Source organism: Paenibacillus sp. J22P90 (assembly GCF_059692195.1).
Map to the genome: position 1 here is coordinate 674802 of NZ_JCAUAY010000002.1, position 16119 is coordinate 690920.

At 46.2% G+C, this 16119-nt stretch carries 14 protein-coding genes; 1 reads left to right on the forward strand and 13 read right to left on the reverse strand.

Annotated elements, in window-relative coordinates; all coding sequences use genetic code 11:
- Positions 1–13: 13 nt before the first annotated feature.
- From AC58UX_RS07825 to AC58UX_RS07875, 11 genes are all read right to left on the reverse strand, one after another.
- Positions 14–1777 (reverse strand): glycoside hydrolase family 2 protein, encoded by a 1764-nt coding sequence (locus AC58UX_RS07825; protein WP_497251154.1) that lies wholly within the window; start codon positions 1775–1777, stop codon positions 14–16.
- Positions 1778–1976: 199 nt separating this feature from the next.
- Complete coding sequence (locus AC58UX_RS07830) at positions 1977–2255, reverse strand: hypothetical protein (RefSeq protein ID WP_497251156.1); 279 nt, start codon at positions 2253–2255, stop codon at positions 1977–1979.
- Positions 2256–2326: 71 nt separating this feature from the next.
- Complete coding sequence (locus tag AC58UX_RS07835; protein ID WP_497251158.1) at positions 2327–4423, reverse strand: FtsX-like permease family protein; 2097 nt, start codon at positions 4421–4423, stop codon at positions 2327–2329.
- A complete protein-coding gene (locus AC58UX_RS07840; RefSeq protein ID WP_497251159.1) occupies positions 4420–5187 on the reverse strand; it encodes an ABC transporter ATP-binding protein in 768 nt (255 codons plus the stop codon). The genes AC58UX_RS07835 and AC58UX_RS07840 overlap by 4 nt, the downstream gene beginning before the upstream one ends.
- 74 nt (positions 5188–5261) lie before the next feature.
- A complete protein-coding gene (locus AC58UX_RS07845; protein ID WP_497251161.1) occupies positions 5262–6257 on the reverse strand; it encodes a sensor histidine kinase in 996 nt (331 codons plus the stop codon).
- Positions 6223–6921: a response regulator transcription factor gene (locus AC58UX_RS07850; RefSeq protein ID WP_497251163.1), complete on the reverse strand. Its 699-nt coding sequence runs from the start codon at positions 6919–6921 to the stop codon at positions 6223–6225. Before AC58UX_RS07850 ends, AC58UX_RS07845 begins: the two co-directional genes overlap by 35 nt.
- Positions 6922–7110: 189 nt before the next feature.
- Positions 7111–7962 (reverse strand): DUF8832 domain-containing protein, encoded by an 852-nt coding sequence (locus AC58UX_RS07855; protein ID WP_497251165.1) that lies wholly within the window; start codon positions 7960–7962, stop codon positions 7111–7113.
- Positions 7959–8984 (reverse strand): hypothetical protein, encoded by a 1026-nt coding sequence (locus AC58UX_RS07860; RefSeq protein WP_497251167.1) that lies wholly within the window; start codon positions 8982–8984, stop codon positions 7959–7961. Before AC58UX_RS07860 ends, AC58UX_RS07855 begins: the two co-directional genes overlap by 4 nt.
- A 12-nt stretch (positions 8985–8996) precedes the next feature.
- Positions 8997–9758 carry a DUF975 family protein gene (locus AC58UX_RS07865; protein ID WP_497251169.1) on the reverse strand — a complete coding sequence of 254 codons (762 nt, stop codon included), beginning with the start codon at positions 9756–9758 and terminating at the stop codon, positions 8997–8999.
- 109 nt (positions 9759–9867) lie between these two features.
- Positions 9868–11019, reverse strand: a complete 1152-nt coding sequence (locus tag AC58UX_RS07870) for a serine hydrolase domain-containing protein (RefSeq protein ID WP_497251171.1) — start codon at positions 11017–11019, stop codon at positions 9868–9870.
- A gap of 129 nt (positions 11020–11148) precedes the next feature.
- On the reverse strand, positions 11149–12045 hold the full coding sequence (locus AC58UX_RS07875) for an ArsR/SmtB family transcription factor (RefSeq protein ID WP_497251173.1): 897 nt from the start codon (positions 12043–12045) through the stop codon (positions 11149–11151).
- A 142-nt stretch (positions 12046–12187) separates the two neighbouring features.
- On the opposite strand from AC58UX_RS07875, the gene arfA reads away from it, so the two are divergent.
- Entirely contained in the window at positions 12188–13699 is a 1512-nt protein-coding gene (gene arfA, locus AC58UX_RS07880) for an arabinosylfuranosidase ArfA (protein ID WP_497251175.1), read from the forward strand.
- A 57-nt stretch (positions 13700–13756) separates the two neighbouring features.
- On the opposite strand, the gene AC58UX_RS07885 is transcribed toward arfA, so the two are convergent.
- Both AC58UX_RS07885 and AC58UX_RS07890 read right to left on the reverse strand, forming a co-directional pair.
- Entirely contained in the window at positions 13757–15088 is a 1332-nt protein-coding gene (locus AC58UX_RS07885) for a PAS domain S-box protein (RefSeq protein ID WP_497251177.1), read from the reverse strand.
- 150 nt (positions 15089–15238) lie between these two features.
- Positions 15239–16054: an SDR family oxidoreductase gene (locus AC58UX_RS07890; RefSeq protein ID WP_497251179.1), complete on the reverse strand. Its 816-nt coding sequence runs from the start codon at positions 16052–16054 to the stop codon at positions 15239–15241.
- Between the last annotated feature and the right edge of the window lie 65 nt (positions 16055–16119).

A 16119-nucleotide genomic window follows, 5' to 3' on the forward strand; every position in this document is an offset into this window, starting at 1 on the left:
TCGGCTTCTTCTATTAATTACGATCGTTAATCGCTTTGATGAGTTCTACAGGGATTTTCGGCTTGCGGTCATAGGTAAGCAACCCATTGATCTCCTGCTCGACATCCGTCAATTGTGTATAGCAATAACCTTGAACGACACCCGAGTTCAACATGGGGCGAATGACGGCGCGCAGCTTTTGCTCATATTCCTCTTCATTACTTGCTCCTGAGTAGCCCCAGCCTTCCCAATCGCTCTTCTTGAACGCAATTCCACCAAATTCAGTGACGAGGATAGGCTGATCTTGATACGGGAAGCCTTCCACAAATAAACGTCGATTTGCCGGCATCGCATGAACGGCTTTCTCTTTGGAGCTGTATCTGTCGCTCAGCACCTCTTCCCGCCATTCATAATCATGGATAGCGAATAAGTCAGTCGTCACAAGCTCCCAGCCATCGTTGGAAATGACAGGACGCATCGGATCCAGCGATTTACTCAAATGATACATCGTTAAAGCATGCTGCTGCTGCAGTTTATCGATTTGAATGTTCGGGACGCCCCAGCTTTCATTGATCGGTACCCAAGCAATAATCGAAGGGTGGTTATAATCGCGTTCCATCGAGGCGATCCATTCCTTCGTAAATTGACCCACATACTTAGCGGAGTATTCATACGCATTCGCGGCTTCACTCCACACGACAAGTCCTAGCACATCACACCAGTAGAGGAATCTTGGATCCTCTAGCTTCTGATGCTTCCGAGCTCCATTGAAGCCCATCGCCTTCGTAAGCTCGACATCTTGCTTAATCGCTTCATCGCTCGGCGGCGTCAAATTCCCATCTGGGAAGTAGCCTTGATCCAGCACCATTTTCAGGAAATAAGGACGGTTATTCAGGCATAGTTTGCCATCTTCGATCGAAACCTTACGCATCCCAAAGTAACTGCTTACCACATCCACAGCCTCGTTATCCACAAGCACTGTAAAAGTGACATCGTATAAATTAGGCTTCTCCGGTGTCCACCAACCGCCAAGTCCATGATCATTAAAATCGTTCAATCGCACTTTCCGTGCGCCCGTTCCGCTTCGAATGCCATACACATCTTCCGAGACGATCTCGCCTTTAAAAGAAATATCAACCTTCAGCTGGTAATTAGATGTGGACTGTGCGTCAATACCTTCGATGTCATAGCTGATTTCAATCTGCTTCGCATCGATATCCGGCGTCATCTTCACCTTCGCTAAGTGAGCATCAGCAGAAACTGCCTCCATCCACACCGTTTGCCAAATCCCCGTAGTTCTAGTATAGAAAATGCTCGCGGAATCCGCTTTCCAGTATTGCTTTCCTCTAGGCAGCGTAACGTCTTTGCTAAAATCCACAGCCTTCACGACGAGCGTATTCCCGCCATCCTGAAGCGCATCCGTAATATCCGCATGGAATGGCGTATGTCCGCCTTCATGTGTGGCGACTAGGATTCCATTTACCCACACCGATGCCAGGTAATCCACCGCGCCGAAGTGAAGCAGAATACGCTTATTCTCAAAAGCCTTCGGAATCTCAAGCTCGCGGCGATACCACACGATATCGTGGAACGCGTTGGAGCCAATGCCGCTCAATTGACTTTGAAAAGCAAATGGCACTTGAATCGTCTGCGAGAAGTCCTTCTCACCTTTATGCCACTTCATCTTCGTACCAACGTTCTCATCATCGAAATCAAACTGCCACGCACCATTCAAATTAACCCAGCTATCTCGTACAAATTGTGGTCTTGGGTATTCAGCTCTCGGTTGGTTGCTCATTGTGTTGGAAACCTCCAAATGGATAATTTATAAGTTAATTAAATAACGTAGTAATTCCTGATTTCATTATGCAATCGCATGGAAGTAAAGTCAATACGTGTTATTCAATTAACTTTTAGATTAACCTTATCGGTCATTGGCGGTGACAACAAAAGACCCCCACATAGATGTTCTCTACGTGAGGGTCCCAGATCATGCTTTAGTCGATATATCCAGCCATGCCGTTCTTCATCAAGTATTCCATTTCTGCTTCTAGAATCGTATCCACTGCAAGCTCACTTAGCTTCACATCGGAGCGGCTTAAAATATGATCGATCAGATCATCGCTATCAATATCTACAGGGCCTTTCGAGCCTTGCTCAGCTTTGGCGATATACGCTTTCTCATGCTTCAATACAAGCTCAATTTGCTTCGGATCGGCCTTCGTTTTATTGATAATGAATTGTAAAAGCTCCTGCTCATTCACGGACGCAGTCATTGTTCTTCACTCCTATTTTGTTTATACGGCTTATTGTACCATAGATGGGGAAAAAGACCGCTCTAGAATCCCTACCCCCTCACCCGAAGCAACCCAACCTCACGGATAAACTTCTTCCGCAGCGACAGGTAGAATAAGATGTTGATGAGCACAAACAGGCCATACATAATGCCCACTCGGCTCATGAGATAACTGGTGTAGCCGGTGAGCGTCATAGGCAAATATACGAAGAACAACCCCAAGACGCCGCCAATGACGAGCGGGGCAAAAAACAAAACCGCCAGATGCTTGCTCAAATACGACCTGCATTCGCTGCTCAGCAGACCGATTTTCTGCAGCAGTGCGATATTCTCCTTTTCTTCATCGATACCGGTGACGATTTTGTAATACAGCACGATAACTGACGACAGTAGAAACAGCAGACCTAGAAACGCGAATGAGAACAGCATAAACCCGCCGATCAGGAACGCCACTTCAGAACGTTCTTGCTTATAGATCGGACGCAAATGTTCAGCCTTGTCCTTGCTGTCGGCCTGCGAATCCGCTTTTGCCCACAAGCTGCTGTCAGCATGGTTATGAGCCCGAAGCGCATCCAGAATGCCCGCAAATACCTGTTGTCCGTTCCCGCTTTGCAGGTTAAACAAATAGAGGGTGTTGCGCTCGGCTTTCCGCAATTCTTCATAGACCTTGTCGTCGACGATGTTGGCCATCACGCCATCAAATTCGATGTTGCCGTAGGAGTTCATGAAGGCTGCGTACATGCTGCGTGTTCTGCTCCGCTCATATGTCAATCGTGGCGTATCGCCCAGAGACTGCATAAAAGATTTCACATCTGTTGGCGGTTCGTTGTGGAACGCTTCCGCTCGCTCCACTCCAGCACGCCACGGCTCAATCGTTATAATGGAATCATAATTAATAGGACTATCGGCAGCCGCTTTATCATTGTAGACGAGTAACAGCTCATCCGGCGCTACCTCCACTGACAACCCCATATGCTTATTGAAATTCGTTTCGCTAATAATCATACTATCTATGCCGTAGTGGACGAACCAATTCTGAGATTTCCGATAGTCCTCGTTGCGAATAAATTCAAGCGAGCTGAACGTACGTAGCGTGCCGCCGCTTCTTTCCACCATCTTTTTGACCTCTTCCGAACTTACGGCATTTATGTCGCCGCCGCTCGTCTCAATCATGTAGTCGTAAGGGATATATTCATCAATCGACTTCTTCGTAAAGCTGTACATCGATAAGCCGAAGCCCGAGAAGAAGATAGCTAGCGCGATAAGTACCGATACGACATACAGCGAAACTTTATATGTGTAAAAGCGGTGCGACAAATTCGATAAAATGAGGATGTTGCGATTATAAAGAGCAGGGAATTTCGCAAATACCACTCGTAAGACATCAATGCATGTAGCAATAGTAAAATAGAGTGATAGCGCTAGCGCCAGTATAGCAATCATCCAGGTGAGTGAACCATGTTTCTCAAGCAGTCCCTTGAGCAAGTCATTGCCTGTAAAGCCCGCGTGAAAAAACCACATCGAAAAAGCAAATACAATTGCCGAAATGCCACCGACGACCGGCCGCGACTTCGAAACCCCTTTTGTATGGCTCGCTTTGGACATTTGAATAATCGAGAGCCTGCGAACAAACAACGCTGTAAAGAGCAGATTGCACAGAAAGACGATAAGAAATATGCCAAGGCTGAACAGAAAGGTTTTGTAGTCGATAAAATAAATCTCTTTCGTCAGCCCTAGTATTTTGCCTAAAATCAAATAGAAAAGCTTCGAAAACAGCAAGCCAGCAAGGATGCCGCATGTAACGGACCCTATAACGATGACGAGGCTCTCGATCACAATCATTCGAATTAGGTCGCGGGTCGTCATCCCAAGCGTCAAAAAGACACTGAACTCCCGGCCCCTCGACGTTACGAAGTAGATGCCGGTGTAGGTGACAAAGACGACACTGAACAAAATAATCGCAAAGGCTGCAACCTCAATGAACGGTGATACCATCTGCATCGCATCGTCTTTCGCCAAAATATCGTTAAGCAGCAGACTGCCGTACATGAACAGAACTGCGACAACGAAGCTGTTGACGAACAGATAGGACAGAAACCGTTTGAAGTTGTATCGCAAGTTCTGGAGAACGATATGCCGGAATGTCACTCTGCTTCGCCTCTCATCACACTTAAAATTTCCAATATTTTACCAAAGAACGCTTCCCTATCTTCTCCTGCTCGTTGAATTTGCAAATTAATTTGACCGTCCTTAATAAAAATAATTCGTTTGCAGTAAGAAGCGGCGAAAGCGTCATGCGTCACCATTAGAATCGTAGCTGCCCGCTCCTCATTCATCTGCGTCAGCATGTCCATAATGTTGGCCGCTGACTTCGAGTCCAGATTGCCGGTCGGCTCGTCGGCGAAGCAGACGGCAGGATCGGAAACGAGCGCTCGCGCCGCCGCAGCGCGCTGCTTCTGTCCGCCCGACACATGGTACGGATATTTCGCCGCAATGTCGGCAATGCCGAAGAAGTGAAGCAACTCGTCCACACGAGCATCGATGGCTTGCGGCTGCATCCGGTCCAGAATGAGCGGCAGCGCAATGTTTTCCCGCAACGTCAAGCTATCCAACAGATGAAAGTCTTGAAATATATAGCCGATTTGACGGCGTCGAAACAGCGCCAGATCGTCCTTTTTAAACTTGGCGATCGGTTTACCATCGATGAAAACCTCGCCTGAAGTCGCGTTGTCTACGCCGGACAGCACATTGAGCAGTGTCGTTTTGCCGCTGCCGCTCGGTCCCATTACGCCGATAAATTCGCCTTTCCCCGCTGTAAAGCTAAGACCGTCGAGCGCCTTGACTTCCTTCGCGCCCTTGAATGATCTATAAATTTTCGTTAATTGTTCAACCTCAATAATCTCGTTTACCATCGTGCACATCCTCCATTCTGTTCCATCATAGAAAAAAAACCGAATCACAGAAATGGATTCAGCTTACGTTAATCTTACATTTTTGTAAGGAAAGTAAAGGTAACCGTTGTGCCTGTGCCGACTTCCGACGTTAAGCTGACTTCATGACCTAATCTTCGAGCAATATGCTTCACCATGGCGAGACCAATTCCCGTAGCATTCGGCCTTTTCCTTCCGTTGCGACCGGTGAAGAATAACTCGAACACTCTTGGCAAATCATCCGGTTCAATTCCTTCGCCTTCATCGCGTATTCGAATCAAAGCTGTGCGGTTCGCTTCGTGAGCATGCTCAATTTCGAAGTATACACTATGCCCCTGCTTACTATACTTGATGGCATTCGTTATGATCTGCTCCAGCATATAGGCGCACCACTTGCGATCTGTATACACATATACAGAGTTGCCTGTAAGCTTCGGAAATACACTTGCATAAATGAACTCGCGCCGCTTATCGTTAATGACGTATTGCACAAGCTCCAGCAGATCGACACGCTCCGGCACGTAATCGTTCGAAAACTCGTCGAGTCGAAGCAGGTTCAATAGCTGCTCCATGTTCGTTTGCAGCTTCTCGTTCTCCAGTGCAATGTCCGCTATCGCATCGGGTGATTCCTTGGCGCAAGCAAGCTCAATAACGGCAAGCGACGACTTCATATTATGTATGAACCTGGAGAACAAGGCGTTTCGGCCATCCAGCTTCTCGTTCAGCTCGGCAAGCTTGTCATGATAGGCCGCATGCATGTCCACAATGGTATCAAACACCCGCTTCTCTTTGCCGTTCTCCGCTTCATATTCGAAATCGGTGCCGACCTTGGCGGAATCAAGCGTTACGTGAAAGCTGTATAGGGCATTCGCTTTGAAAGCCAGATAAACAACGAGAATCACGATGCTGACGCAGAGTGGATAAGCAATGCTAACCGCCATATCCAGCATCAAATTATAAATAAGCATGAGGACTGCTGTATTGACAAGGTAGAAAATGATCGCCTTCCGCTCGCTATCAATCGTTCGAGCTATAAGCTGCATCAAGGACATAGCCTACACCTCTCTTCGTCTGGATCGCGTTCTCAAGCCCGAGCTCGGCAAGCTTCTTCTTCACGCGGGTCATATTAACCGTGAGCGTATTATCATCCACAAAGTTTGTATCGTCCCACAGTTCCTCCAGCAACTGCTCGCGGCTTACGATTTGCCCGGCGTTACGCATAATGAGCCGCAGAACACGCAATTCATTTTTGGTTAGCTCCGCGGACTGATTGCTGACCTTCACCCTCATCGTATCGCTGCAGAGCGTCAGCGGCCCTAAGCTGATTTCGTTACTCGTTGTCGCTTGCGGACGCTGCTCCGTTCGTCTAAGCACAGCATTAATCTTCGCCAACAAAACGCCGATTGCAAACGGCTTCGTCACGTAATCGTCCGCGCCGGACTCGATGCCCCGTATTTGTTCACTCTCATCGCTGCGCGCCGAAATGACGATGATCGGCGTCGTATACTTTTTGCGGATCAGCTTCAAGAAGTAGAAGCCATCGAACTTAGGCAGTGTAATATCGAGCAAAATCAACCTGGGCTGAGCCTGCTCAATCGTCTCCAGCACAGCATCGTAATTGTCCAGCATCTGGACGTCAAATCCGTATGCGCTCACATATTCGCTTATGTATTTCTGCAGCTGCTCATTATCCTCGATGAGTAGAATTGTGTTCATTGTCAAAGTCTTTCCTGCCTCTCCGTTCATACGCTGCGGTAGTAACTCCGATTATATCACACAAAAATTAAACAAAAAGAGACCCACAGCAACGGGCTGCGGGTCTAAAGGTTTATATTTTAAAAGGGGGTCGTCTTTTATTATAAGCGATTAACATGTATGTCAGATGACTGTTATATTTCTTTTATATTACATTTTTACTTCAATTACATAAGGAACGATGAAAACTTCGTTGTTCTGCTGAAATTGGCCCCAAATTTTGTAGATCCCTTTTTTGGGAAAAAGAATCTTGAACGCCGCGGTAGGCCCCGAAGTTGCCCCAGACTCCGTCGGATGCACATGGACATACTCTTTGCCATCCTCGCTAATCGCGACAACATGGCCTGCGCTGCCCAAGTAAGGCTGTAAATTCGTAACAGGCGTTTTCGCTGCACCTTGTTTAAATGTGAATACCATGTCCAGCGTCATGCCTGCCATGAGGTGATCGAATGCCAAGGTGACTTCCTTGTCACCGACTTGTTTCGTTAAGCTTTTATCGGGGAGAAGCTTAACTTCTTTCGGCGCTTTTCCGTTAATAGTCACCCATCGCGACTGGACCGTTTCACCTTGTCCCGTTGGCGTATAGTCAGCAATCAGCTGGTAATAACCACTTGCGGGAAACGTCGTTTGTACATCAAAGCGCCCACCGCCAGCATAACTGGGATGCAAATGGTTGAAGTAAGACAAATCTTTACTTACCACGATTAGGTGCATGAGCTTCTCATGGACTACATCGAATTTCTCGATGGGGCGATTCCATTTATTTTGAACTAGAATTGTGATGTTTGATAGCTCATTTGGTAAATAGTTCGGTGAGTCTATTGCGAAATGGGCAAGTGCATCCGATGTATGCTGATGTGTGGCTGATGACGACGAGATCGTCATACCTGACATGCCAGACATATCGGACATATCGGGCATATCTATCGTGGTTGTGGAAGATGAACTACAAGCCGTTACGACAACGGTTAAGCCGATCATCGACAATAGCTTCCATCTCATTCTTTTGTGCTTGATGGAACTGGCGCTGCAAGAATGCTTAAGCCAAGTGAAGTCAGTGCGCACAGGAATATCGTTCCTCCCCATAGCTCTGGCGACCAGTCCAAGGTATGAAATAATTTCAAGTTTGCGAAATACAGCCCCCAAATCAATACTGGAAGAACGAAGAATACCGCCTTATAGCGCCAGTCCGTCACTTCCCTCTCTTTGATCTCCCGGAATAATACATCACCGATCACACCGCTAATGAGCACAATAATGATCGATCCGTAATTTCGAAATCCGTCTAGAACCGCGAGGAATATCGTCTCGAACAGAAAGAAGAACGTAACCGTGCCGAAAGGGAGTTTCCATCTCCGCAGTACAAACATCACTGGAATCACAAGGATCATTGTGGTCAGCATGAAATCTACGACGGCTCTTGCAACGGCATCATAATCCCTCGCCATCCATAAGTTCTGACGAAAAGACCAAGCGTACATAAGGAAGAAAGCAAACACGGTAAAGGTAAGCACAATGGACGTTAATGCCGGCAATAGTTGGCGGAATGTTGGGGCTGTCCCCTTTTCACCAGCGCTGATCGCACGATAGGGACTTGTCAGAATTAAGAGGGCACCCGCAAGTAAAAGGAGATGCGTCGGGCTTAGCAGGGCTTCAATATTCACTTCAATACCGAATATGGTATGCCAGAACATGTCGCCAAGTCCGCCAAGAAAGAAGAGGATAACTCCCGCTATGCCAAGCTTGTAGCCTACAGGGATCGCCGCGATCCAGGTGCTGGACTGGTTCTTTATTTTGTTCGAGCGTACCATCATAAAAATCCACAAGGCACAAGCCAAGTAACCGGAGTACAGAATCCCGTGCCACGGTGTGAAAAATGTTTCTACCACACCATGGTTATGGGCGAAGCCATCAATAAATAAACCGATAATTAGCCACATCCCCATGATCATCGTGATCGAATGTTTGGACGTAGCCATAGCTGCATTGGACTTTATCGGACTAACCGCCGCCTGGATTGACACGCACATCAGCTCCTATGAAATGGGTACATGTAATTCTTCAGGTGTGCTCAATTTATCGTAAATCGCCTGCTGACGCAAAGCCAAATATAGCTCTGCTTTCGTCGTATTATAATACGGTAATACAAACAAGACGCCTACGCCGAGCGCTAGAGCACCGAGTAGAAACCACCCAATAAACGATAGATCAAGAACGAACATCCGCCATTTATGTCCTCGGGTCATCTGATTGCTGAGCTGAACGGCTCTCTTCCGTCCGATCGTCGGATTATCTCCCAGAATATACGGAACCATACTGTACGCATAGGATTTTACAATGCCTGGGATGATGAGTAATAGGTACCATAAAAAATTAAGCAGCGCACTCCAGAACATAGCAGCAACCGTGCCTAGATATCTCCCTTTGCCAAATGCGTAAAGAAGATTGTGCATGTCAACATCGCCTTGAGAGGCTTGTTTAAAATATTGCTGCGCATTCACCTTAAACGGATTAAGCACGAAGATGCTAAAAGCGATCGCGGTCAAACCAGCTATGATCGCAACAATCACGATGATAGCGAGAATAAGTGCACCCACACCATCCGAAATATCTCCCATGCTTAGGTCCCAGTCAGCAAAATTAAAGGACGATGACGAGCCACTGTTTGAATTCCAGTTGCAGCTCGGAACCCCGCCGCCAACGATGGCCAGTAGCAAGCTAACCAAAAATGCCTTCCAATACGATGTTCGGAGTACTTGTTTTGCTCTGCTTTTTAACTCTTTACGCGACCAATCCACGCAATCCCTCCTCAAGCATGCCTATATACCATCTTATTTTATCTTAGATAGTCATAGAACAGACCTGTTTTAACCAAAAGAATACATGATGTTTCTTGATATCAACGCGTTACGTTATCGATCCATAAATAACAGCTCGCAACCGCGGATGAATATACGGCTCCATACTCGGCAGCATCTGCTGCATGTACACGACGGACAGTTGTTCCTGCGGATCAATCAGCATCCAAGATCCAGCTAGACCAGCCCAGCCGTACTCCCCAATTGAACCATTACAGCCACCTGCTGCCGGGTCCACCATAACTCGTACGCCTAGCCCATACCCATAACCTTTGTGATGCGGCCAATTATAATCTTGGCGCAGCTGTGGGTTTAGGTGATTCGTTGCCATCAATTGCACCGTCTTCCGGCTCAGAATTCGCACGCCATCCAACTCGCCGCCATTGGCCAGTGCTTGGGTAAACCTGCTGTAATCGCCGATCGTTGACAGCAGGCCGGCCCCGCCGTAATCAAATACGTATCCCGGTTGATAGGTCGTATCTGTATCGTGATTCTCCGTCAGCACGCCATCCTCGGAGCGATTATAAATTTTGCTAAGTCGATCACGCTTATCTTCGGAAATACGGAATGAAGTATCCGTCATCCCCAGCGGGTCAAATATTTCCTTTTTCATAAATTCGCCTAATGTTTGACCAGATACCACTTCAACCAATGCGCCAAGCACATCGTGACTCGTCCCATACTTCCAATGTGTGCCAGGATCGAAGGCCAGCGGAATCGCGGCAAGTTCTTTCAATAAGGAGTGTCTGTCCATCGCGGGAGCATTCAGGAATAACTTATGCGTCAGGCGCTCGGTTTCCAAGTTGTCCCCGCCGTAGGTAAGGCCAGAAGTCATGGTGAACAAATCTTTAATCAGGATCGGTGATGCTGCCGGAGAGGTGGTGCGAACCCCGAAATCATTGTATCGAAACACCTGTGAATGTTTAAACTCAGGCAAGTAGTCTCCGAGCGGATCGTTTAGAAGAAACAATCCTTTCTCATACAGCATTAAAGCAGCTGCACAAGTAATGACCTTGGTCATGGAATAAATGCGGTAGATGGTGTCCGCTTCGATCTTCTTTTTCAGTTCAACATCCGCGTATCCAAAGCTTTCTTGATACACAACTTTACCATTTTGCATAACAGTACAAGCACAGCCAGGAGGTCCTTTCTCGACCAATTCCTTCAAAAACGGCGTTAAACGCTCTTGCAATCGTTCCACGGAGCTCTTCACCCTTTCATATACGAATCAAGAATCGGATGCCAGTTCTAGGTGATGTTTCTTGATAACTTATTCCTTGTTTGTCCCGTAACTCCTTTGTGCCGCAGCTCATTTCCTCCCGATAGCAGCCTAGTCATAGTAACATTTCATTACAATATCTTGATCATAATTCCCGAATCCCTTACCAAAAAGTGTAAGCCCCCCGCGACCACGTCGCGTATCCTCCGCGCTGATGCGAAACGTCCAATATGTCGGGTCTACGCGCAAATCACGGATGCTTACATCAGATAGACGCTGACCATCAATGTACGTCCCATTTTCCGTAATGCGAAGAACCTTCAACAGACCATACTGATTCACGTCTGAATGCCACCACTCCGGCGTCAATTTGCCTCGCGTATCGCCATAATCGCCAGGACTTGTCCATGTGCCAAGCAACTGACCATTGAGCGTAAAATCAATATCGGAAGGCCAGTTTTCATTCACTTGCGGAGCTTCAGAGCCAATTTCCAGCGAAATTTCGATTTCCATTAATTGATGATCTTTTAACAAGTAATTGGGCAATTTATACTCGACAAATCCCTTGGCTAACCAAAGAATTCCTGCATTTACCCTGCCCGGATCCATAAAATAGGTTGGATTATCGTAGTGGCCAATGATCTTCTCCGTCGTCGCAATGCCACAGGTCGGCCATGCTTCATAGTCGGTGTAATGTCCGATGGGGACGGACACTTCTTTATAGCTATTTTTCCTTTCAGGAGACAGCTTGATCTGCAAATATTCCGTATTCACGTAGCAAAACTTGTAGGTCCCGCCGTTGACGCGTTTCATTTTACTGCCTACAAGACCCGCTTGTTCAAGTTTGTTGACATGGCTGCTTACAATCGCATTACTGAGATAGAGCTCGGAAGCAAGCTCCTTAATATGCATTTCTTTTATGAAAAGTTTATCTATAATCTTGAGGCGAACTTCACTCGCCAAAGCTTCGTAAACCTGAAGTGATGCAGCATCCGTTTTTAGATACATTAGGAACCCCTCTTAGAATTAGTAATTTTGTTAATCCTAAAGATTACACTTGAACGATATACCCATTATCATACATAATATAAAAGAAATCAATTCAATCAGAATTTATAAATATATGAATCCTTAAAGGAGGAACCACCACATGTCTTTACGTTCAACTATGCTCATTGATAAAAATTTCATTAAGGCCTCCGTCGATCCTCGCGTCTATGGATCTTTCATTGAACATTTAGGAAGAGCTGTTTACGGCGGTATTTACGAACCAGGTCACCCTACGGCAGATGCTAACGGCTTCCGGCAAGATGCCATTGAAACGATTCGGGCGCTGCAAGTGCCGATCATTCGCTACCCTGGAGGCAACTTTGTTTCGGGATACAATTGGGAAGATGGTGTGGGACCGAAGAAAGATCGTAAGCGACTTCTTGAGCTTGCATGGTGGACAACGGAGACGAACGAAATCGGTACGAATGAATTCGCCGATTGGGCGAAGCTGGTCGGTTCAGAGGTCATGATGGCTGTGAATCTGGGGACACGTGGCATAGACGATGCAAGAAATCTTGTCGAGTACTGCAATCATCCATCCGGCTCCTACTACAGTGATCTACGTATTTCTCACGGCTACAAAGAGCCTCACCGCTTTAAAACGTGGTGCTTAGGCAACGAAATGGACGGGCCTTGGCAAATCGGCACCAAAACGGCTGTTGAATATGGTCGCCTCGCTAACGAAACTGCCAAAGTGATGAAATGGGTAGATCCTACCATTGAGTTGGTAGCTTGCGGCAGCTCCTCTAGCGGAATGAGTACTTTCGCAGACTGGGAGGCAACTGTTCTTGATTTGAGCTATGAGAATGTGGATTATTTGTCTTTGCATGCTTATTACAATAACAATAACAACGATACTGCAAATTTCCTTGCCACTTCGCTAAATCTGGATCAATTCATTGACAGTGTCGCAGCCATTTGCGATTATGTGAAAGCTAAAAAACGCAGCAAGAAGAAAATAATGCTTTCCTTAGACGAATGGAATGTATGGCATACGATTGGCAGCAGCCGCGCATCAGAGCGCTGGCAGGTTGCTCCACCTGAATTTGAAGATGTGTATACATTTGAAGACGCACTAGCTGTCGGATGCTTCCTTATTACATTATTGAAACATGCGGACCGTGTGAAAATGGCTTGCATCGCTCAGCTGATTAACGTGATCGCGCCGATTACCACAGAAACAGGCGGACCACTGTGGCTGCAATCAACATACTACCCATTCCTTCATGCTTCAATTTATGGAAGAGGAACCGTTCTACATTCTGTCACGTCTTCACCGAAGTACGATTCTAAGGATTATACAGATGTTCCTTATCTTGAATCCATTTGTGTATATAACGAAGAGACAGGTCAAATTACGATCTTTGCTGTCAATCGTCATCTTACAGAAACGATGGAATTGCAGCTAGATATCCGCAGCTTCGGTGATGTTAGCTTGATCGAGCATATCGTTCTTGAGCATGACGACCTTAAAGCGGTGAATACCAAGTTGAATCCAAACAATATAACGCCACATCACGGTGGTAAATCTCACTTAGACAATGGATGCGTCACAAGCCAGCTTGCCAAAGCATCGTGGAACGTCATTCGCTTGCAAGCTAAGCAAGGATAATAAATGGGAAATCCCCCTGTCTTCTCGACAGGGGGATTTTAGCGTCTACGCTTTCATTTAGACATGCTGCTCGCTTTTATTCAAAGGCAGTTCGATCTCAACCGTCGTACCCACATTCATTTTACTCTGAATGGATAATTTGCCTCCATGTCCTTCGACAATCCGTTTGCAAACCATCAGCCCTAGACCAGTTCCATTCGCTTTCGTAGTGAAGAACGGCTCCCCTAACTGGGTTAACCTTTCTTCCGAAATGCCAACACCTTGATCTTTGACGCTGATCACTAAATCTTGCTCGGAATCATGTCTGAATGAGATATGGATGACGCCTCCATGGACCATGGACTCTATCGCATTTTTCAAAATATTAATTAACACTTGCTTGATCTGGTCTGGAATACAATAAATAACAGGGATTTCTTGCTCTCGATCTATTTGAATTTGAACGTTATAGAGCAGCAAATGGGGTTGTAAAAAACTAATGACACTTTGAACAAGCTCTAACGTCTTACTCTCTACGAAATAATTCAAATGCGGTTTGGCTAGCATCATAAATTCATTGACGACATAATTAATATGTTCAAGCTCTTCCATCATCACATCTACATATTCTGTATTTTTAGATTTAAGTAAATGTACAAACCCCTTCAGGGAGGTCAATGGATTACGGATATCATGAGCTATGCCTGCTGCCAATTGACCAATGAGCGACAGCTTTTCAGACCGAATAATCGTTTCTTCCGATTTTTTACGCTCCGTGAGATCACGAATTACGCTCTGTACGACAGGATTGCCGATATTTTTATACACATAAATAGACGATATTTCCACATCGAGAAATGTGCCGTCTAACTTTTGAATCTTCCTCTCGATAAATTCACTATAGCCGTCCGCATCCGTCTGCATCACCTGCTGAAGTCTGGCTACAACGATTTCCTTATCGCTTGGATTAAAAAATTCAAAGATGGATCTTCCTATGAAATCTTCTGGTGCACCGCCAAAAAGCTTACAACAAGCATCGTTCACAAACTCGATGACACCATTCTTATGCAGAGCAATAGGTTCAGGATTTAGTTTAAGAAGCCGGCTGTATTGTTTTTCTCTTTCTTCAAGCTCCTTGGTTTCCTGCTTCTTGTCACGAAGGTCCCTTTCCACACCAACAAAACCGATAACCATTCCTTCTGAATTTTTCACAGGTGACATCGTCACATTGCCGTGTTGATCATAAGGAGCCATCGGCCATGCTTTTCCGATAAGCTCATCTCTGGTCCTGCCATGCAACTCTTCGAATTTTTTATTAACCTCAATAACAACTCCACTAGCATCCATGATGACAATACCATCGGAAGTTAAGTTCATCAAAGTATCTATTAAATACGCGTTCATTTCCATATGTAAAAGTCCCCTAATTCAAACAAATGATTTAGGTTTTATTCGTCTTTTAAGGGCAAAACCCTTTATTCGGACTCTTAATTTTTGGAAAAGCGTGCAAAATAAAGGAGGCCAGGGCCCTTTATTTCAGTGGGATCCTGGCTCACTTACTTACAGCAGTGATTCGGCACCGTCAATGAATAATTCCGTGCCGGTTATATGGTTGGAAGCGTCTGAGGCAAGGAAAGCAACCAGATTGGCAACTTGTTCAGGCTGTCCAGGCGCGTGTTCCAATGGTTGGCTACCCTCAGGGTACTTAACTGGAATTTTTATCTTCTCAAGCTCCGGCGTCGGTTTCGTATTTTCTCCAATATTGGTCTTAATGGAGCCCGGGCAGATGGCGTTGACGCGTATTTTGTATTGGGCCAATTCTAAGGCGGCCATTTTTGCAAAGGCAACTTGCGCTGCTTTGGATGAGCTATAGGCCGTCATCCCAAAACCTGAGAAGGCGCGACTTCCGTTAATGGAGCTCGTGATGACGATGCTGCCACCCGCTTCTTTCATATGAGGAATTGCATATTTAACACAAAGGAAAGTTCCTTTTAGATTGACGTTAAGCGTACGATCCCAATCCTCTGGCTTCATGTTTTCGATCGGCGCCAAAACCCCATTAATGCCCGCATTCGCAAAGACAAAATGGATCGGTCCCCACGTTTTCGCCGTTTGCTCGAACGCTTGTTCAACTCGGTTCGGATCAGAGATGTCGATGTCGACAGTGATCGCCTCGCCGCCGGTGCTTTCAATCTCTTGCTTTGTTTGCTCAAGCCGTTCGTCTTTCAAATCCACAAGGCATACTTTCATTCCTTGTTGCGCCAGCATTATGGCTGCAGCGCGCCCAATACCAGATCCTGCTCCGGTAATCAAAGCCACCTTGTCCTTTAAATCCGGTAGGATCATCAAAGATTTCTGTAATGTTTGCACGCTCATGGTGTTCACTCCTAACCTGTATGGGTAGCCTGAAAAGATGCCTGAAAAGAAATCCTTCTTGGTTT